Here is an 18,928-nt window from a genome sequence, read left to right as displayed (position 1 = left end):
CGAGGCCTCAGAGCACGGGACGGTGCGCCGCGGTGCCTTCCAGGTGCGTGGCGATGAGCCTCCCGAGGCGCTCGACGCCCTCCTCGATCCGCGCCGGCGCGACGGTGACGAACGAGAGGCGCAGCGTATTGGCACGGGGCGCCGTGGCATAGAACGGCGCGCCCGGCACGAAGGCCACCCGCTCGCGGATCGCCTCGCCCAGCAGCGAGGTGCTGTCCAGCGCCTCGGGCAGCGTCACCCAGATGAACATGCCCCCTTCGGGCCGGTTCCAGTGCACGCCGCGCGGCATGTGGCGTTCCAATGCCGCGAGCATGGCCCCACAGCGCTCGGCGTAGAGCGCGCGAATGCCCGGAATGTGCTCGTTCAGAAACCCCTGGCTGACGATCTCGTGAACCACCTGCTGGGTGAAGCTGGGCGTATGCAGGTCGGCGGCCTGCTTGACCTGCACCAGCTTGGCGATCAGGGGTTCGTCGGCGATGACGTAGCCCAGTCGCAGCCCCGGTGCCAACACCTTGGAGAAAGACCCCAGGTGGATCACCTGCTGCGGCGCCAGCGAGCGCAGGCTGGCCAGCCGTTCGCCCTGGTAGTCGAGATCGCCGTAGGGGTCGTCCTCGACGATCGGGAGGCCCTGCTCGCGAGCGAGCGTCGCCAGCGCCTCGCGCCGCGAGAGCGGCAGCCGGCGGCCGGTCGGGTTCTGGAAGTTGGGCAGCGCGTACAGGAAGCGCGCGCCCTCGATGACCTCGGGGGTCAGCGCCTCGGGCAGCAGCCCGTGCTCATCGCTGGCGACCGACACGTAGTCCGGCTCGAACAGCGAGAAGGCCTGCAGCGCGCCGAGATAGGTCGGCGTCTCCACCAGCACGCGACTGCCGGGATCAATCAACGCCTTGGCGATGAGATCCAGCGCTTGCTGGGAGCCGGTGGTCAACAGTACCTGGGAGGGCCGCACCTCGCTGCCGTCGGAGGAGTGCTGCGCCGCGATCCATTCGCGCAACGGGCCCAGGCCTTCGCTCGGCCCGTACTGCAGCGCGCTCTCCGCCCGCTCCGCCAGCACCTTGCGGGTCGCCGCCCGCATCGCCTCCACCGGAAACGTGGCCGCCGACGGCAGGCCGCCGGCGAACGAGATCACGTCCGGCTGTTCGGTCACTTTCAGGATTTCACGGATGGCGGAACTGGTCAGCGCCTGGGCGCGCCGGGAAAACGACCACTGCATGGGAGATCTCTCGTCTGGTGGATGGCGAACTTCTCATCATAGAACGCCTGGCCACTCCACGCAGTGCTGCGTGCCTCCCCGCATGCCGTCAATAGAGCGCATCCGGGGGCGGTTCCAGGCTGGACTGGAAGGTCTCCACGGCACTCTCCGCCTCCTCGATGGCATCGAAGCGGGCGATGTGGAAGAGCGCCTCGCCCTCGTTGACCAGCGGCAGTCGCCCCATGCCGATGACGATGCCGTCGGCAATGGAGCGCACCTCCCCCTCGGCGTTGCCGAAGGGGTCGGCGACCCGCCCCAGCAACTCCCCCTTGGCCACCCGTGCGCCGAGCCGTACCCGGGGCCTGAGGATGCCGTCGATGGGAGCCCGCGCCCAGCTCGAGCCATTGGCGACCTCCGCCGCCGGCGGGGAGCGTCGCCGCTGCTCGCCGCTGAGCATGCCCAGCCGGCGCATCACCCGCAACACGCCCCGCACCCCGGGGGCGATCGCCCACTCGTCGAAGCGCAGCGCCTCGCCGGCCTCGTAAGTCAGCACCGGGGTGCCCCGGGTCTGGGCATAGTGCCGCAGGCTCCCCTCGCGCAGGTCGGCGTTGAGAATGACCGGCGCACCGAAGGCATTGGCCATGCGCTCGGTCTCGCCATCGGGGGTGAGCTGGGCCCGGATCTGGGGCAGGTTGGTGCGATGGATGGCGCCGGTATGCAGGTCGATGATGTGAGTCGCGTGGTCGACGATCTGCTGACGGAACAGGGCCGCCACCCGCCCCCCCAGGGAGCCGGCCTCGCTGCCGGGAAAGCAGCGATTGAGGTCACGGCGATCCGGCAGGTAGCGACTGTGCTGCACGAAGCCGAAGACGTTGACGATGGGCACCCCGATCAGGGTCCCGCGCAGGCGCTGGATCTGGCGGGAGCGCAGCAGGCGTCGCACGATCTCCACGCCATTGATCTCGTCGCCATGGATGCCGCCACACACCAGCATCACCGGTCCGGGCTGGCGCCCATGCACCACCTCCACCGGGATGTACAGGGGGGCATGGGTATAGAGACGCGCCACGGGCACGTCGATCTGGCTGCGGGATCCCGGCGCCACCCGGACGCCGGCGAGTTCGAAGGGGGCACGGGACATGGGCCATCCTTGTATGGCAACAACAGTATGTCAAAAACAGTGTTTTCTCATGTCCCGTTATACGCCCGGCACCGGCAAATGACGAGCCCCGAAGCGGCGATTGGCATACACGAACGAATGTAAAACAGCCGGCGGCTCCGGTAGAATGAGACGACTTTCTCCCGGAGGCGAAATCCCCATGGCCAGACGTACCAAGGCCGAAGCCGAGGCCACCCGGGCGGCACTGCTGGATGCCGCCGAGGAGGTGTTCTTCGAGAAAGGCGTGGCCCGCACTTCCCTGGAGCAGATCGCCCGCCACGCCGGACTGACCCGGGGCGCCGTCTACTGGCACTTCCGCAACAAGGCCGACCTGTTCCGGGCGATGATGGACCGGGTCCGCATGCCCTTCCAGGAGCTGGTCGACGAGGCCGAGGACCCGGCCGCCGCCGCCTCGCCCCTCCAGGCCATCCGGCTGGGCTGCCAGCAGGGTTTCCTGCGCCTGGAGCAGCCCCGTCACCGCCGCGTGCATGCCATCCTCGTGCACCGCTGCGAATTCTTCAGCGACATCGACCCCGGCGCCATGCAGAGCGAGATGGCCGACGAGTGCCTGGCGGCACTGGGGGACTACTTCGACGCGGCCCACGCCCAGGGCCTGCTTCGGGCGGACATCGCCCCGGCACTCGCCACCCGCCTGCTGCAGACGCTGCTCAGCGGCCTGTTCCATGACTGGCTGCGCGACACCCAGGCCTTCTCCCTGCGCGAGCATGGCATGGTCCTGGTCGATGCCCAGCTGGCCCTGCTGAGCCGCCATCCCCCGCCCGCCTAGGTGGGTCACCCCGGGAGCCTGTCGGACTTGACCGATCGCTGCAGATCAGCGTCGGGTCCGACAGGCTCCTAAGCGGAGGACGCCGAGCCGTTGCGTCCTCCGGGGCGACGGTGGCGCTTGCGCATGTGCAGGCGCATCAGCCGCGTATGGGCGTCCAGGAAGTCCCGCTCCGGCACCGCACGATAGCCGTCGGCTTCCGGCAGGTACTTGACCAGCACGTATCGCTCGCCCGGCCTGGGCAGGTGGCCCGGCTTGCCCAGCAATACCACCTCATGACGGTCATCCTCGTCCAGCACGGCCGTGACGCGCCCATCGGCGCCGGCCTCGGCAGTGACGCGCACCCGTTCGCCGAGCAGGCACCGCGGCAGGCGCTCGGGCGCACGGTGCAGTCGAGGATGCAGTCGCTGGCATAGCCCGGCCGCCAGGGGCGAGGCCAGGGCGAAGGCGCCCCACAGGACCAGCACCCCCAGCGGGATCCGGAACAGGCCCAGGGGCAGCCAGCGCAGCACCGCCAGTTCGACGACCAGGGTCAGCCCGCCCGCCAGGACGATCAGCACGCTCAGCGCCAGCGACACGGGCACCCCGGCGAAGCCCAGCGAGACCATGGTGCTGGCCAGGTGCTCCTCCTTGAGGCTGTCGTGCTCGAAGAGCTCGGTCGGGGCCAGGCGCAGCAGCACCAGTAGCCAGTAGACGGCCAGCAGCACCAGCAGCCCCGTGAAGACGACCAGCGGAAAGCTCGTGGCGAGATCGATAAGGGTATTCATGGCGGCGCCTCCGGCCAGCGGGTGAGTCGGCAACGTGCTCCTGACCCACAGCATAGACGGGGCCGCCGTCCCGGCGGCCGCGACGCCCCAAACGGCGGCGGGCACCGCCCCCCGGGAGACGGTGCCCGCCGACCGCTGCCGCAGGGTCAGGGCGCATCGTGGGCCAGCGCCGTCTCGCCCTCCCGGTCGACCGGGCGAGTCTTGCGCCGCAGCCAGTCCGATACCGCGGCGATCATGGCATAGAAGGTCGGCACGAAGAGGCTGCCGAGCACCGCCACCGAGGCCATGCCCACCGCCACCGTGGTCCCGATATGGTGGCTGCTGGTGTCGCTCGCCCCGGTGGCCAGTGCCAGCGGCAGGGTGCCGAAGATGAACGCCAGGGAGGTCATGACGATCGGCCGGAAGCGCAGCTCCGCCGCCGTCACCGCGGCCTCGCGGATCGACCTGCCCATCTCGCGACGCTGCAGCTCGGCGAACTCGACGATCAGGATGGCGTTCTTGGCCGCCAGGCCGACCACCACCAGCATGCCGATCTGCACGTAGACGCTGGTATCGAGGCCGCGCAGGAAGATGCCGCCGACCCCGCCCAGGAAGGCGAAGGGCGTGGCGGTCAGCACCGCCAGCGGCAACGACCAGCTCTCGTACTGCGCCGCCAGGATCAGGAACACCATCAGCAGGCCGAAGACGATGGCCAGGGTCGCCGCACTGCCCGCCTGACTCTCCTGGTAGGCGGTGCCGGTCCAGCCCATGCCCCAGCCGTCGCCGAGCTGCTCCGCGACGATGTCCTCCATGGCGGCGATCGCCTGCCCCGAGCTGTAGCCCGGGGCGGGGCCGCCCTGGAACTGGGCCCCGGTGTAGACACCGAAGCGCGTGACCACCGCCGGCGCCGCCTGGCGTTCCAGGGTCACGAACTCGGAGAGCGGGATGCGCTCGCCATTGCCGCCACGCACGTAGATGCTGGACACGTCGTCCGGCGTCCTGCGGAACTCGTCCTCGTTCTGCAGGTAGACCTGGAAGTTGCGGCTCTGGTAGTTGAAGTAGTTGACGAAGCCGTTGCCGAAGGTACTCGACAGCGTGGCATTCAGGTCCTCCAGCGCCACGCCGTAGCTGAGCGCCTTCTGCCGGTCGATCTCGGCGCGGAAGGACGGCACGTTGACGTTGAAGGTGGTGAACACCTGCTTCAGCGCGGGATGCTGGCCGGCCGCCTGCATCACCTTCAGCGAGGCCTGGTACAGCTCCTGGGGCGTGGCGCCCTCGAAGGACTGCAGGTAACCGGTGAAGCCGCCGGTGGTCGACAGCCCCATGATCGGCGGCATGTTGAAGGCCATGGCCGAGCCACCCTCGAGCCGGGCGCCGAGTTGCATGATGCGACCGACCAGGCCGCTGGCGGTCAGGGTCCGCTCCTCCCAGGGGTCCATGTTGACGAAGATGATGCCCCGGGCCGTGTTCACCGAGCTCGACAGGATGTCGTAGCCGGCGACCGCCGAGGAGTACTTGACCCCGGGGATCTCCTCGATGGCCGCGCTGAGCCGCCCCATGTAGTCCCGGGTCCGCGCCAGGGAGGCGGAATCCGGCAGCTGCACCGCGGCCAGCACGATGCCCTGATCGGTCTCCGGCACCAGGGTCGACGGCGTGCTCTGGTAGAGCCACCAGGAACCGCCGCCCACCAGGGCGGTGAGCAGCAGCGCCAGCCCCCAGAAGCGCACGAGCGCCTTCACGATCCACATGTAGACCGCGGTGATGCCCGCGAACAGGCGGTCGAAGAGCCGCAGCGGGGTCCCCACCGCACGGCCGAAGGCCGTGGTCGTCTGGTGCCACTTGCGCTTGATGAAGATCGCCGAGAGCGCCGGGGTGAAGGTCAGCGCCATCAGTGCCGAGAAGGCCACCGAGAGGGCGATGGTCAGCGCGAACTGCTGGTAGATCTGCCCGGTGAAGCCGCCCAGGAAGGCCACCGGCACGAACACCGCCGCCATGATCAGCGAGGTGGCGATGACCGGCCCGCCCACCTCGCGCATGGCCTGCACGGTCGCCTGGCGGACGGTGACCTCCTCGTCCTCGCCGAGCACCCGCTCGACGTTCTCCACCACCAGGATGGCATCGTCGACCACGATGCCGATGGACAGCACCAGGGCGAACAGCGTCAGCAGGTTGATGGTGAAGCCGAAGGCGAAGAAGCCGGCGAAGGTCGCCAGCACCGAGACCGGCACCACCGACATGGCGATCACCGTGAAGCGCCAGTTCTGCAGGAAGATGAACAGGATGACGCCGACGATCAGGAAGGCCTCGATGAAGGTATGCAGCACCGTCTCCACCGAGGCATCAATGAACTGGGTGGTGTCATAGGGCACCACGTACTCGAGCCCCGGCGGGAAGCGGCCGGCCAGCTCGTCCATGGCGGCCTCGACCGCCCCGGCGGTCTCCAGGGCGTTCGCCCCGGGCTGCTGGTTGATGATGATCGGCGCCATGGTGCCGCCGTTCAGCCGCGCCTCGACCCCGTAGAACGACGCCCCCAGCTCGATGCTCGCCACATCGCCCAGGCGCAGCGCCGAGCCGTCGGGGTTGGTACGCAGGAAGATCTCGCGGAAGTCGTCGGTGCTCGACAGCCGCCCCCCGGCGGTGATGGTGTAGGTGAAGGCACGCGGGTCCGACTGGGGCGTGGCCGCCAGGTTGCCCGCCGGCACCTCGGTGTTCTGGGCACGGATCGCCGAGGCGACTTCGGCGGGGGTCAGGTCGTACTGGGCCAGCTTGTCCGGGTCCATCCACACCCGCATGGCGAACTCGCCACCCCCCAGCACCTCGGCATCGCCGACTCCGGGGACCTGGCGCAGCTCGTCCAGGACATTGAGGGTCGCATAGTTCTGCAGGTAGGTGCGGTCGTAGTCGCCCTCGGGGGAGATCAGCGAGACCAGCATCAGGATCGAGCTGGAGCGCAGCTCCACGGTCACGCCCTGGTCCTGCACCGCCTCGGGCAGCTGGGACAGCGCCCCCTGTACCCGGTTGTTGACGTTGATGGTGTTGATGTCGCCGTCGGTGCCGATGTTGAAGGCCACCTGCAGCTGCATCGAGCCATTGTCGGCGCTGGTGGAGGTCATGTAGAGCATGTCCTCGACGCCGTTGATGGCCTCGGCCAGGGGCGCGGCCACGGTCTGGGCCACGGTCTCGGCGTCGGCCCCCGGGAAGGTGGCGTTGACCGAGACCGTGGGCGGCACCACGCTCGGGTATTGCTCGATGGGCAGCACCCGCATGCTCATCAGCCCGATCAGCGTCAGGATGATGGCCAGTACCGAGGCGAAGATCGGCCGCTTGATGAAGAAGTTGGAGACGTTCATTGCCTGCCGTCCCCTTCGGCCGAGGCGGCCGCGGAGGCGCCTGCCGGCTCCGGGCCGGCAGCGGTCTGCTGGGCCATCAGGGCCTCCGCATCGCCGTCGAAGGCCTGTGCGGCGATGGGCGTGCCGGGCTGCAGGCCCGCGGGGTCGCTCACCACGACTCGTTCACCGCTCTCGAGGCCATCGCGCAAGAGCTGCCAGGGGCCGGCGACCTCGCCGAGCTGCACGGTGCGGGCCCTGGCCTTGTCGTCCTCGTCGAGCACGAAGACCTGGGGCCCCATCAGCCCCTGGGTCAGGGCGATCTCGGGCACCGCCATGACGTTGAAGCGCTTCACGCCCTCGAGTTGCACCCGCACGAACTGGCCGGGCAGCACCCGCGCCTCGGGGTTGGCGAAGGTCGCCTTGGCCTGGACGGTGCTGGTGGCCTCGTCGACCCGCGAGCCCAGGAAGTCCAGGTGCCCCCTCAGGGTGCCGCCGTCGCCGGCGGGCAGCTCCAGATGGGCACCGATATCGCTGATCGCCTGGTCATTCAGCTGGCGGCGCAGCGCGAAGGCGTCCTCCTGGGGCAGCTGGAAGCGCACCTCCAGCGGATCCAGGGGCGTGATGGTGGCGAGCTCGGTGCCCGCGGTCACCAGATTGCCCACATTCACCCGGCTCAGGCCGATCATGCCGGTCACCGGGGCGGTGACGTCGGCATAGCCGAGATCGATCCGAGCATTGGCCAGGGCCGCCTCGGCCTGGGCCACCGCGGCCCGCGCCACGTTCTGGTCCGCCAGGGCCTGGTCGTACTGCTGACGGCTCACCGAGTTCTGGCTGAGCAGCTGCCGGAAGCGGTTGGCATCGCGCTGGGCCCGCAGCAGCTCGGCCTCGGCGCTCTCCAGGTCGGCCTCGCGCTGGGCCACGACGGACTCGTAGAGGTCCGGCTCGATGGAGTACAGGCTGTCGCCCTTCTCCACCAACTCCCCCGGCTCGAAGTGCCTGGCTTCCAGGAAGCCATCCACGCGGGCCACCAGGGTCACCTCGTTCTCGCTGCGCAGCTTGGCGGGATAGGACTTGTCCAGGGGGATGTCCTGGCGCGCCATCTCCATCACCTGCATGGGCCGGGGCGGGGCGTCCCCTCCGCCGGCCTGTTGTGGCGGGACCTCTTCCTGGCCACAGGCTGCCAGCATCAGGCTCGAGGCCAGCGCCAGCAGGCTGGCCCGGCTCCTCTGGATGATCGTTTTCATGCCTTGCTATCCCGTTGAGCGCGTCAAGAGTCGACAGAGACTACACGCATACAGTCGTGAATGTAAACCATACATCCACGACTGTATGTCATGATGGTCGGCGGTATCATTCGCCACGGCGCGGAGGTTCTCCGATCTCCAGCGCCGCCTCATAGCGATCCCCCTCTGCCTCCTCGGGCAGGGTGAAGGACACGCCCTGTTCCTCGTCGAGCCACGCATTGAGGGCCTCGATGGCCTCGACATTCAGGGTGCCCGACTGCTGGCGCAGGGTGAGCAGGTTGGTCACGTAGCTGAAGCGGGCATCGGCATGGTCGGCGACGGCATCGTAGAGGTTCTGTTCGGCGTTGAGCACGTCGACGATGTTGCGGGTCCCGACCTCATAGCCGGCCCGGGTGGCATCCAGGGCGCTCTGGTTGGAGACGATGGCCTGGGCACGGGCCTCCACCGTGGTCACGTCGTTGCTGACCTGGGTGAACAGGGAGCGCACCTGCTGGACGGTGTCGCGGCGCTGGGACTCGAAGTCATACTGGCTCGCCTCCAGCGCATAGGTGCTCTGTCGGATGCTCGCCGTGGTGCGCCCCCCGGTATACAGCGGCAGGCTCACCCCGACCCCGACCTGGCTGGCGGAATTGTATCCCTCGACGCTGTCGCGATCGTCGTCGCCGTAGTTGTAGTTGGCGAAGGCCTCGACCACCGGCAGGCGCTGGGCCTGGGCGATGTCCACGCCACTGCGCGACACCTCGACGCCGGCCTGGCTGGCCAGCACCAGCGGGTTGTTGTCCAGGGCCTTCTCCACCCAGGCATCGCGCCGGCGGGGTTCGGGCGGCGTGACCGGCATGGCCTCCTTGAGCGACTCGATGCTGTCGTAGCGCTTGCCGGTGAGACGCTCGAGGGCCTCGAAGCTGACCTGCAGGTCGCTCTCCGCGGCGATCCGCTCGGCCCGGGACTGATCGAAACTCGCCTGGGCCTCCTCCACCTCGGTGATGGCGATCAGCCCCACATCGAACTGCTCGCGGGCCTGCTCGAGCTGACGCCCGATGGCCCGCTCCTGGGCCCGGCGCGCCTCGAGGATCTCGTGGGCACGCAGGATATCGAAATAGGCCGATGCCACGTCGATCAGCACCTGCTGCTCGGTGGCGGCCAGCTGGTAGGTCTGCTGGTTGACCTGGCGGTCGGCCTGCTCCACCTCGGCGCCATTGCGGGCGTCAAAGAGGGCCTGCGTGGCCTCCAGGGTCAGGGTGCCACTGTTGTAGTTGTCGCCTCCCGTCTCCGAGTCGATGCCAAGCTGCGAGAGCAGCGGCGAGGTCTGGCTCTGGTACTCGCGGTTGTGGGCCAGCTGGCCCGAGGCGTTGACCTGGGGCAGCAGGTCACCGCGCTCGACGTCGCGGCCGGCTTCCACGCTGCCGTACTGGGCACGGGCCGAGGCCAGCTCGGCATTGTTGTCGAGGGCATCCCGGGTGATGGTCAGCAGGTCGGCCGCCTGGACCGGCGCCGCCATCAGCGAGGCCACCAGCAAAGGGAGCGGTAGCAGGGCCCGCGCCGCGGGGCGCGGACCAGAGCCCGGAAACACCGAACGAAACGGCATCATCGGCAAGTTCCTTGTGTCGACTGGGGTTATACATTCATTGTCGCATGTTTATGGCGTCAATCCATCGTCAACCATGCAAGCCGCGTGAAATTTTCCGCGGCCCTCGGCAGCAGCCGGCGAATCCGCTATGCTGCTTTGCAGCATAGTCGAACCCGGGAGAGCCCCACATGGATGCACTGACACTGCTGCGGGTCAGGGAACTGGAGGTGGCGGTGCGCATCTGGCACCCCCAGGCCCCGCGAACCGTCATCGCCTGGCATGGACTGGCCCGCCACGGTGGCGACTTCGCCGACTTCGCCCGGGCACTCGGCCCCGGCTGGCGGGTCCTGGCGCCCGACACCCCGGGGCGGGGCCTGTCCAGCTGGTCGCTGTATCCGTCACACGACTATCTATATTCGCACTACATGACAATAGCAGTTGCGCTGCTGGATCACTTCGGCCTGGAGCGGGTGCCCTGGGTCGGCACGTCCATGGGCGGCCTGCTGGGCATGCTGCTGGCCGCCGAGCCGGCCACCGCGGGGCGCATCGAACGCCTGGTCCTCAATGATGTCGGCCCGGAACTCGCCCCCGACGGCCTGGCCTCGCTGGCCGCCTACTTCGGCGTCCCCCACCGCTTCTGTCGCTTCAGCGAACTGGAAAACGAACTACGCCGCCACTATGCCGGCTTCGGCATCGAGGGCGACGACGCCTGGCGGCGCCTGGCCCTGGCCAGCGCCCGCCGACTCCCCGATGGCAGCTGGACCTACCACTATGATCCGCGCATCGGCGAGCAATTCGTCCATGATACCCCCCGGGACACCTGGGCCGACTGGCAGGCGATCCGCTGCCCGCTGATGGTGGTGCGCGGCGAGAGCTCGCCGCTGCTGAGCGCCGAGAGCGTGACCCGCATGCGCGAGACCCAGCCCGGCCTGGTCAACCTCGAGGTGCCCGGCTGTGGCCATGCCCCCATGCTCGACCGGCCCCGCCAGGTGGGGCCGATCGATGACTTCCTGTCCGCCCCGCCCTCCCTGCCGCATGCCGCGACCCCGCTGGCCGGGTGGTGGCGGCGCGGCCGTCGCTGGCTGCGCCAGCTCGGCGGCATGGCCTGAGCGACCCTGCCCGGTCGGCAGCGCGAGCCCCTCCCCCTCACCGCCTCCGGCGATGACTCAGTCCCTGCCCAGCCGATCCAGCGTGCGCTCCACGGCGCCCCGATAGCCGCCCCCGAACAGCAGCAGGTGGTTGAGCAGCGGATAGAGCTGGAACAGGGCCTCGCGCCGCGGCCAGTCGTCCGGGGACGGGCCGTTCCAGTAGGCCTCGAAGAAGGCCTCGGAGGGGGTGCCGAACAGGGTCAGCATGGCCAGGTCCACCTCGGGGTAATGGCGATAGACCGCGGGGTCGATGATGGCCGGTCCCCGATCGGTATGGAGCACGTTACCGGACCAGAGATCGCCGTGGACCAGGCTCGCCGGGGCATCCGGCAACCACGTTTCCAGCCCCTCCGACAGGGCCTCCAGGCGTGCCCGCAGCCGCGGGTCCAGCAGCCCCCGCTCATGGCAGGCCCGGGCCAGCGGCAACAGCCGCCGCTCTCGCTGGAAGGCGCGGCCATCGGCGAGGGGAGCGTTGGGTTGGGGCGTGGTGCCGCAGGCATTGTCCCGGTGCCAGCCATGCGGTCCCCCGGTCACCGCATGCAGCTCACGCAGTCCCTCGCCCAGGGCAACCTCGTCCCCTGCTGCCCGTCCGCGGGGGGCGAGGGCCTCCATCACCAGCCACTCTCCGTCCCGGGCGAGGACCTCCGGCACCACCAACCGGGTCACGGCCTCGCCCAACACCCTCAGCCCCTCCGCCTCCCCGGCCAGGCGCTCGGCGGCATCCCGCTTGACCACCACCGCGCCCTGGTCGGTGTCCAGCCGGCAGACCGCGGCGATGTCGCCTCCCGCCAGGGCCGTCGACTCCCCTCGGGGGGTCAGGCCGATGCGCGCCAACAGGCGCTCGATGTCCCGGTGCATGCGTCTCCTCCCCTGCTGCGATGGCCCAAAGCCTCGTCCGACACCCGCTGCCTTGTCAAAAAAAGCCGCCCAGGCGGGCGGCAAGGAGGTTGCACGAGACAACCCCAGGGGATGCAGGCCCTCACTCGGGCATCAGCACGCCGTCGATCACGTGGATGACCCCATTGCTGGCCTCGATGTCGGCCTGGATGACGGTGGCGTCATCGACCATCACCTGGCCATCCAGGGTGGTGATGGTGAGATCCTGGCCCTGCACCGTGGTGGCACTGTCGGCGGCCATGGCATCCTCGGCCATGACCGTACCGGCCACCACGTGGTAGGTGAGGATGGATCGCAGGGACTCCCGGTTCTCGGGCTTGAGCAGGTCCTCGACGGTGCCTTCGGGCAGGGCCGCGAAGGCCTCGTCGGTGGGCGCGAAGACGGTGAAGGGCCCCTCGCCCTCGAGGGTGTCGACCAGGTCGGCGGCCTCGACGGCCGCGACCAGCGTCTCGAACTGGCCGGCCTCCACGGCGGTGTCGACGATGTCCTTGGCCATGCCATGACTGTCGGCCTGGACGCTGCCGGCCAGCATCAGGCCCAGCATGCCGGTGCCGATCCATTGCGGGGCGTGGGTGGTGATCGCTTTCATGTTGGCTCACTCCTCTGGGGATAACGCCTGCACCTGACGGGCGCTCGGCGAGACGCTTGCCTGGCGACGAGACCGCTGCCGCCTCAAGCTGTACATAATCTAGTTAACGTACAATATTTGCACAAGTATTATTTTTCTCTACCCGACGCCCGCCTTCCAGGCTGACGGCGGCGTCCGGTTATGGCACAACAAGAGGACACCCCCGGGAAGGAGGCTCACCATGTACAAGCTTGTGTTCTTCGTACCCGCCGACGACGCCGAGCGGGTGAAGGAAGCCGTCTTCGCCAGCGGCGCCGGACGCATCGGCGATTACGAGGCCTGCTGCTTCCAGACCGCCGGCACCGGCCAGTTTCGCCCGCTGGCGGGTGCCCAGCCGCATATCGGCCGGGTCGGCGAGCTGGAGACGGTGGAGGAGCTCAGGGTGGAGCTGGTCTGCGCGGATGCCTGGATCCGCGAGGCGGTGGCGGCCCTCAGGCTGGCGCACCCCTACGAGGAGCCGGCCTATGATGTCTGGCCGCTGGCGACGTTCTAGGGGCTCGAGCCAGGCAGGCCATCGCCTGCCCTCCCCCGGCGGGCGGGGCGAGCGTCAGGCCGAGCCGAAGTAGCGTTCGCGGTCTTCCGGGGTGATGTCGCTGATGTGCAGCGGGTAGTCGCCGCTGGCGCGATCGGCGAAGAAGTGGTGCAGGGTGCGCTCGATGGTGGGAAAGGCGAGCGCATCCCAGGGCACCTCGTGCTCCTCGAACAGCGCGACCTCGAGACTTTCCGGGCCGGCCCCGAAGTCGCCGGCGAGGTCGGCGCGAAAGATCATGAACACCTGATTGATGTGCGGCAGGTTGATCAGGGTGTAGAGGTCATGGATCGCCACCTCGGCCAGAGCCTCCTCGCGGGTCTCCCGAGCCGCCGCCTCCACGGTGGTCTCGGCGTTCTCCATGAACCCCGCCGGCAGGGTCCAGTAGCCCTTGCGCGGGGCGATCGCCCGACGGCACAGCAGCACCCGGGAACCGAGGATCGGCAGGGTGCCGGCGACGATGCGCGGGTTCTGGTAATGGATGGTGCCGCAGGCCGCGCAGAGATACCGCGGTCGGTCGTCACCGTCCGGAATCGCGAAGCTGACCGGCTGGCCGCAATGGCTGCAGAAGTTCATGTGGCTCCCTGACAGGCTGGCGACAGGCCATGGCCCGGGCTTGACGCCGCTCGCGGCGACTGGGTAAATGAGATGAAACCCGACGGAAGCACCATGTTAGAGAAACTTCGCGAGCGCCTGCAAGCGCATGCGCCCCGGCGGTTGCGACTCGACCTGCCCCAGGCGGCCGTGCTGATGCCCTTGGTGGCACGTCCCGAACCGACGCTGCTCTTCACCCGCCGCGCCGCCCACCTCTCCACCCACAGCGGCCAGGTGGCCTTTCCCGGCGGCAAGCGCGAGGAACAGGATGACGACCTGCTGGCCACCGCCCTGCGCGAATCCGAGGAGGAGATCGCCCTGCCAGCGTCCCGGGTCGAGATACTCGGCCGGCTCTCCGACGTGCTCTCCCTGCATGGACTGAAGGTCACGCCCTATGTGGGCGTGATCCCGCCCGACCTGCCCCTGGTCCCGGACCGCCGCGAGCTGGATGCCATCTTCGAGGTCCCGGTGGCGCATTTCCTCGAGGATCGTCGCACCCACACCGACGTGATCCGGGTCGAGGGGCGAGACTACTATGTGCCCAGTTATCGCCGCGACGGCCATGTCATCTGGGGCCTGTCGTCGATGATGCTGGTGGAACTGCTGGCCGAGGGCTGGGGCATGCCGATCAGTCTCTTCGCCCGCCCGGCAGGCGAGCTCCGCTACCATCCCGAACGCCGGCTGCTCGATCGATGAACGAAAGTCTCTTCCCCGCCCGGCTCCCCGAGTCCCGCCTGGCCGAACTGGTCGATGCCCTGGTCGACCGGGGCTGGTACGTCGGCGAGGACTTCCTGCCCGCTGCCCTGCACCGGCCGCTGTTCGACGAGCTGGCCGAGATGGCCCGACGCGACGCCCTGGAGGCCGCCGGCATCGGGCGCGGCAACGCGCATCACCTGCGCCGGGACATCCGCGGTGACGCCATTCGCTGGCTCGACCGCGAGAGCCTGGCGCAACGCCGTTACCTGGAGGTCATGGGCGAGCTGCAGCAGGCGCTGAACCAGGCCCTGTTCCTGGGGCTCTTCGAGTACGAGGCCCATTTCGCCCAGTATCCGCCGGGCGCCTTCTACCGCCGCCACCTGGACAGCTTCCGCGGCCGGGCCAACCGGGTGATCTCCACCGTGGGCTACCTCAACCCCGACTGGCCCCCGGACGCCGGCGGCGAGATGGCGATCTTCGCCCCGGACGACCCACAGCGCGAAGTGGCCCGGGTCCGCCCCGAGGCCGGCACCTTCGCCTGCTTCCTCTCCGACCGCGTGCCCCACGAGGTCCTGCCGACCCGGCGGCCCCGCGCCAGCATCGCGGGCTGGTTCCGGCGCAATGCCTCGCTCGGCGGCATGGTGGACCCGGCCCACTGATGGCGAATGACCAGCCCCGCCGGCGGCAGGCGCTCGAGGCACGCATCGTCGAGCTCGAGGCACGCAACGCGGCCCTCGACGCGGAGAAGCGCCACTACCGCTGGCTGGCGGAGAGCACCACCGACCTGATCTCGCGCCATGCCCGGGACGGCACCTTCCTCTATGCTTCCCGGGCGGCCCGCGAGTTGCTCGGCTATGCCCCCGAGGCGCTGATCGGCGCCTGTGCCTACGACCTCTTCCACCCGGCCGACCTCGCCGACCTGCTCAACAAGTCTCCCCGGGTCTACCACCATGACGGCTTCTATCAGTACACCTATCGCTTCCGCGCCCGGGACGGCCACTACGTGTGGTTCGAGACCACCAGTCGCACCCGCCGCGATCCCGAGAGCGGCGAGCTGCTGGATATCCTCTGCGTATCACGGGACGTGGAGCGACGCCTGCGCGCGGAAGCCAACCGCGAGCGCCTGGCCCGGGTGGTGGAATCCACCACCGACTACGTGCTCTTCGCCGATGACGCCGAGCGCCTGTTCTATTCCAACGAGGCCGTGGCGGGGGCCTGCCGGCTGTGCGAGTGGCAGTTCCAGCAGGCCGGCGTGGCCCTGGTCCAGGCGCTGCCCGAGGACCTGCCCCGGGTCCTGGCCGCCCCCCATCGCCCTCGAACAGGTGCTGGTCAACCTGCTGCTCAACGCCATGGAGGCCAGCCACGGGCATCCCGGGGCGGAAAGGTGGAGATCGCGGCCCGGCGCTCGGGCCCCCGCGAGGTCGGCGTCACGGTCTGCGACCGCGGCCCCGGGGTGGCCGATGGGGACCGGGAGCGCCTCTTCATGCCCTTCCACTCCGGTCGCCACGACGGCCTGGGGATGGGGCTCGCCATCAGCCACTCGCTGATGGAGGCCATGGGCGGCGGCCTGACCCTGGCGCCGCCCCCCGAGACGGGAGGCGCCCGTTTCGTCGCCACCCTGCGTGCGGAGGGGCCAGCCTCCGGCGTCGCGTTCCGGCCCTGAGCCGGCGTGGCTCAGGGCATCCGTACGAAGTGGCCGGGCGCCGCGTCGAGAGGCGGATGGCGATCGCCGCCGAGCCGCGACGGGGCCACCGGCCCCGAGGAGTGCTCGGCCAGCCACTGCTGCCAGGCCGGCCACCAGGAGCCTCGCCGCTCGGGCACGGTCTCCCGCCAGGTGTCCGGGTCGATGTAGTGATCGTCCTTGCCCAGCGTGTGCATCTGGAAGTGACGGCGGGGATGGCCGGGCTCGCTGATGATCCCCGCATTGTGGCCACCGCTGGTGAGCAGGAAGGTCACCTCGTGAGGGTCGCCGAGCAGGTGGATCTTGAAGACCGAGCGCCAGGGCGCGACATGGTCGCCGGTGGTCGCCACCGTGAAGATCGGCGCCTCGATGTCGCGGATCGCCACCGGCCGCCGGTCCACCAGGTAGCGACCACCGGACAGGTCATTGTCCAGGAACAGCCAGCGCAAGTACTCGGAGTGCATCCGATAGGGCATGCGGGTGAGGTCGGCGTTCCAGGCCATCAGCGCGTTCATCGGCCGGCGACGCCCTAGCAGGTACTCGTGGATCACCCGGGACCAGATCAGGTCGTTGGAGTGCAGGATCTGGAAGGCACCGGCCATCTGGTAGCCGTCCAGGTAGCCCTGGTCCCACATCATGCTCTCCAGGAAGGAGACCTCGCTCTCGCCGATGAAAAGCATCAACTCGCCCGCCTCGGAGAAGTCCACCTGGGTCGCCAGGGTGGTGAGGGTCGCCAGCCGGTCGTCACCGTCGCGGGCCATGGCCGCCGCGGCGATCGACAGCAGGGTCCCGCCCAGGCAATAGCCGACGCCGTGGACACGCGGACAGCCGGTGATCTCGGTGACCACGTCCAGGGCGGCCATCGGCCCCAGCCGCCGGTAGTCCGCCATCCCCAGGTCGCGATCCTGCGTGCCGGGGTTGCGCCAGGAGATCATGAACACCGTATGCCCCTGGTCGACCAGGTACTCGACCAGCGACTTGCCGGGCTGCAGATCGAGGATGTAGTACTTCATGATCCAGGCCGGCACGATCAGCAGGGGCTCGGCATGCACGCGCTCGGTGGTCGGGGTGTACTGGATCAACTCGATGAGCGCATTGCGATAGACCACCTTGCCGGGCGTGACGGCGAGTTCGCTCCCCACCCCGAAGGCCTCGGCGCCCACCGGCGGCTTGCCGGCCATCGCCCGCTCCCAGTCCTCGAGCAGGTTCTGCCAGCCCTGGACCAGGTTCTGGCCGCCGGTGGCCAGGGTCACCGAGCCGACCTCGGGATTGAGCCAGGGCGAGTTGGAGGGCGACCAGCGGTCCAGCCACTGGCGGGTGATGAAGTTGATCGCCTGCTCGCGCTCCGACGAGAGCCCCGTCACGCCGGTGGTGGCGTTGTGCCACCACTGCTGGGTCAACAGGAAGGATTGGTGGATCAGGTTATAGGGCCACTGCTGCCAGGCCGCGCCGCTGAAGCGCTCGTCCTGGGCCAGTGGCTCGATGCAGGCCTCCGCCCCCGGGTTGGCGGCGAGGCGCTGCACGTACTGGCCGAAGCGCAGCATCTTGCGGTGGTACTTCTCGCCGAGCTCGAGTTGCTTGCCCGGGGACAGCGCCAGATGCATGAGCCATTCGGCATACAGGCTCGCCAGCCCCGCCGGCGAGACCCCCGCCGTCAGGCGCGCGAGGCTGGCGAGGAAGGCGCGATCCAGTCGCTGTCCGTTGTCGGCGCCCGAGGTCGCCTGCGAGGCGCTGGCCGCGGGCGTGAGACTGTTGGTACGGGGTCGGGACATGTCCGAGCACCTCCGGGGCGAGGGATGAGCCATGATGATGACCGCCTCGGCAGACGGGCGTCGCGACCACCTCCTCCAGCCAGCTTTGCCTGAAAAGTTGGCGAGCGATGGCCAGGCAAGGCAAAAATCGGCGAAAATACGGAGTTTACGCGGTGTAAATGAGTACTTTGAGCCGATTTTTAACGCTGGATGGGCGAGCACAGGCAGTTTTCAGACAAAGCGTAGCAGGACCGGCGCGGCCGAGCTGCCCCGAGCAGCCCCGAGGCGCTACACTGCCCTGTTCAAGCTCGACCACCCCACCCAGTCTCACCGGAGCTCCGCGTGACCGAATCCGCCAGCCGACCGTCCTGCATCGCCGTGGTCGACGATGACCCGGCCCTTCGCGAGTCGCTGGCCTGGCTGCTCGAGTCCGTGGGCCTCGCGACCCTGGCCTATGGCGATGGCGAGGCCTTTCTGGCCGCCGATTCCGCGGCCCACGACGCCATCCTGCTCGACGTCCGCATGCCCGGCCTCAGCGGGCTTCAGGTCCAGCAGCGGTTGCGCGAGCGCGGCGACGATACGCCGATCATCTTCATGACCGGGCATGGCGACGTGCTCATGGCCGTCACGGCACTCAAGGCGGGCGCCTTCGACTTCGTCGAGAAGCCCTTCAACCATCAGCAACTGATCGACATCGTCCAGCAGGCACTGGCCGAGCACCGGCGACAGCGCCACGAGCGGGCGCGTCTCGAGGCCCTGCAGGCCCGCTTCGACGCCCTGCGCCCCAAGGAACGCGAGATCCTGATCCATGTCGCGGAAGGCAAGACCAGTCGGGAGATCGCCGAGCACCTGGCGATCAGTGCCAAGACCGTGGAGATCTACCGGTTGCGGGCCATGAAGGCCCTGGGGGCCGCCAACCTGGCAGAACTGGTGCGCATGGTCACCGCCCTGGGGCTGGTGCCGCCCTTGCCCGACGGCTGACCCCG

17 protein-coding genes are annotated in these 18,928 nt (G+C 69.1%); 7 read left to right on the top strand and 10 right to left on the bottom strand.

The window, feature by feature from the left end; translation table 11 throughout:
• Positions 1-7: 7 nt before the first annotated feature.
• Positions 8-1,210, bottom strand: a complete 1,203-nt coding sequence (locus FHR97_RS00540) for an aminotransferase-like domain-containing protein (protein WP_183381829.1) — start codon at positions 1,208-1,210, stop codon at positions 8-10.
• A gap of 88 nt (positions 1,211-1,298) precedes the next feature.
• Positions 1,299-2,330, bottom strand: coding sequence for a succinylglutamate desuccinylase/aspartoacylase family protein (locus FHR97_RS00535; protein WP_183381828.1), 1,032 nt, complete (start codon positions 2,328-2,330; stop codon positions 1,299-1,301).
• A 178-nt stretch (positions 2,331-2,508) separates the two neighbouring features.
• Between FHR97_RS00535 and FHR97_RS00530 the strand changes: the two genes are divergently transcribed.
• Positions 2,509-3,135, top strand: coding sequence for a TetR family transcriptional regulator (locus FHR97_RS00530; protein WP_183381827.1), 627 nt, complete (start codon positions 2,509-2,511; stop codon positions 3,133-3,135).
• Between the two features lie 68 nt (positions 3,136-3,203).
• Here the strand turns inward: FHR97_RS00530 and FHR97_RS00525 are convergent, their stop codons facing one another.
• The 4 genes from FHR97_RS00525 to FHR97_RS00510 all read right to left on the bottom strand — a co-directional run bounded on the left by FHR97_RS00525 (position 3,204) and on the right by FHR97_RS00510 (position 10,039).
• Positions 3,204-3,899: a hypothetical protein gene (locus FHR97_RS00525; RefSeq protein WP_183381826.1), complete on the bottom strand. Its 696-nt coding sequence runs from the start codon at positions 3,897-3,899 to the stop codon at positions 3,204-3,206.
• 146 nt (positions 3,900-4,045) lie between these two features.
• Positions 4,046-7,228 (bottom strand): efflux RND transporter permease subunit, encoded by a 3,183-nt coding sequence (locus tag FHR97_RS00520; protein ID WP_183381825.1) that lies wholly within the window; start codon positions 7,226-7,228, stop codon positions 4,046-4,048.
• Complete coding sequence (locus tag FHR97_RS00515; protein ID WP_183381824.1) at positions 7,225-8,451, bottom strand: efflux RND transporter periplasmic adaptor subunit; 1,227 nt, start codon at positions 8,449-8,451, stop codon at positions 7,225-7,227. The genes FHR97_RS00520 and FHR97_RS00515 overlap by 4 nt, the downstream gene beginning before the upstream one ends.
• Positions 8,452-8,557: 106 nt before the next feature.
• Positions 8,558-10,039 carry a TolC family outer membrane protein gene (locus FHR97_RS00510; RefSeq protein WP_183381823.1) on the bottom strand — a complete coding sequence of 494 codons (1,482 nt, stop codon included), beginning with the start codon at positions 10,037-10,039 and terminating at the stop codon, positions 8,558-8,560.
• Between the two features lie 167 nt (positions 10,040-10,206).
• On the opposite strand from FHR97_RS00510, the gene FHR97_RS00505 reads away from it, so the two are divergent.
• Entirely contained in the window at positions 10,207-11,127 is a 921-nt protein-coding gene (locus FHR97_RS00505) for an alpha/beta fold hydrolase (protein ID WP_183381822.1), read from the top strand.
• 57 nt (positions 11,128-11,184) lie between these two features.
• Here FHR97_RS00505 and FHR97_RS00500 read toward each other — a convergent pair whose 3' ends face one another.
• Positions 11,185-12,024, bottom strand: coding sequence for a fructosamine kinase family protein (locus FHR97_RS00500; RefSeq protein WP_183381821.1), 840 nt, complete (start codon positions 12,022-12,024; stop codon positions 11,185-11,187).
• Between the two features lie 121 nt (positions 12,025-12,145).
• The gene (locus FHR97_RS00495) at positions 12,146-12,652 is read right to left on the bottom strand and encodes a fasciclin domain-containing protein (RefSeq protein ID WP_183381820.1); all 507 of its coding nucleotides are present in this window, start codon (positions 12,650-12,652) and stop codon (positions 12,146-12,148) included.
• A gap of 220 nt (positions 12,653-12,872) precedes the next feature.
• On the opposite strand from FHR97_RS00495, the gene FHR97_RS00490 reads away from it, so the two are divergent.
• On the top strand, positions 12,873-13,184 hold the full coding sequence (locus FHR97_RS00490) for a YqfO family protein (RefSeq protein WP_183381819.1): 312 nt from the start codon (positions 12,873-12,875) through the stop codon (positions 13,182-13,184).
• Between the two features lie 54 nt (positions 13,185-13,238).
• Here the strand turns inward: FHR97_RS00490 and FHR97_RS00485 are convergent, their stop codons facing one another.
• The gene (locus tag FHR97_RS00485; protein ID WP_183381818.1) at positions 13,239-13,796 is read right to left on the bottom strand and encodes an NUDIX hydrolase; all 558 of its coding nucleotides are present in this window, start codon (positions 13,794-13,796) and stop codon (positions 13,239-13,241) included.
• Positions 13,797-13,889: 93 nt separating this feature from the next.
• On the opposite strand from FHR97_RS00485, the gene FHR97_RS00480 reads away from it, so the two are divergent.
• From FHR97_RS00480 to FHR97_RS00470, 3 genes are read left to right on the top strand one after another with little or no spacing between them, the layout of a single operon-like run.
• Positions 13,890-14,510, top strand: coding sequence for a CoA pyrophosphatase (locus FHR97_RS00480; protein WP_183381817.1), 621 nt, complete (start codon positions 13,890-13,892; stop codon positions 14,508-14,510).
• Positions 14,507-15,169 carry a 2OG-Fe(II) oxygenase gene (locus tag FHR97_RS00475; protein ID WP_183381816.1) on the top strand — a complete coding sequence of 221 codons (663 nt, stop codon included), beginning with the start codon at positions 14,507-14,509 and terminating at the stop codon, positions 15,167-15,169. The genes FHR97_RS00480 and FHR97_RS00475 overlap by 4 nt, the downstream gene beginning before the upstream one ends.
• Positions 15,169-16,173 carry a PAS domain S-box protein gene (locus FHR97_RS00470; protein WP_246403638.1) on the top strand — a complete coding sequence of 335 codons (1,005 nt, stop codon included), beginning with the start codon at positions 15,169-15,171 and terminating at the stop codon, positions 16,171-16,173. The genes FHR97_RS00475 and FHR97_RS00470 overlap by 1 nt, the downstream gene beginning before the upstream one ends.
• 11 nt (positions 16,174-16,184) lie before the next feature.
• Here FHR97_RS00470 and FHR97_RS00465 read toward each other — a convergent pair whose 3' ends face one another.
• Entirely contained in the window at positions 16,185-17,963 is a 1,779-nt protein-coding gene (locus tag FHR97_RS00465; protein ID WP_183381815.1) for a PHA/PHB synthase family protein, read from the bottom strand.
• A gap of 321 nt (positions 17,964-18,284) precedes the next feature.
• Here FHR97_RS00465 and FHR97_RS20590 point away from each other — a divergent pair, with 321 nt between their 5' ends.
• On the top strand, positions 18,285-18,923 hold the full coding sequence (locus FHR97_RS20590) for a response regulator (protein ID WP_183381814.1): 639 nt from the start codon (positions 18,285-18,287) through the stop codon (positions 18,921-18,923).
• Positions 18,924-18,928 lie beyond the last annotated feature (5 nt).

Source organism: Halomonas stenophila (assembly GCF_014192275.1).
Lineage (GTDB): Bacteria > Pseudomonadota > Gammaproteobacteria > Pseudomonadales > Halomonadaceae > Halomonas > Halomonas stenophila.
The sequence above is the reverse complement of the archived record's forward strand: the minus strand, read 5'-3'. Positions and strand labels throughout refer to the sequence as shown.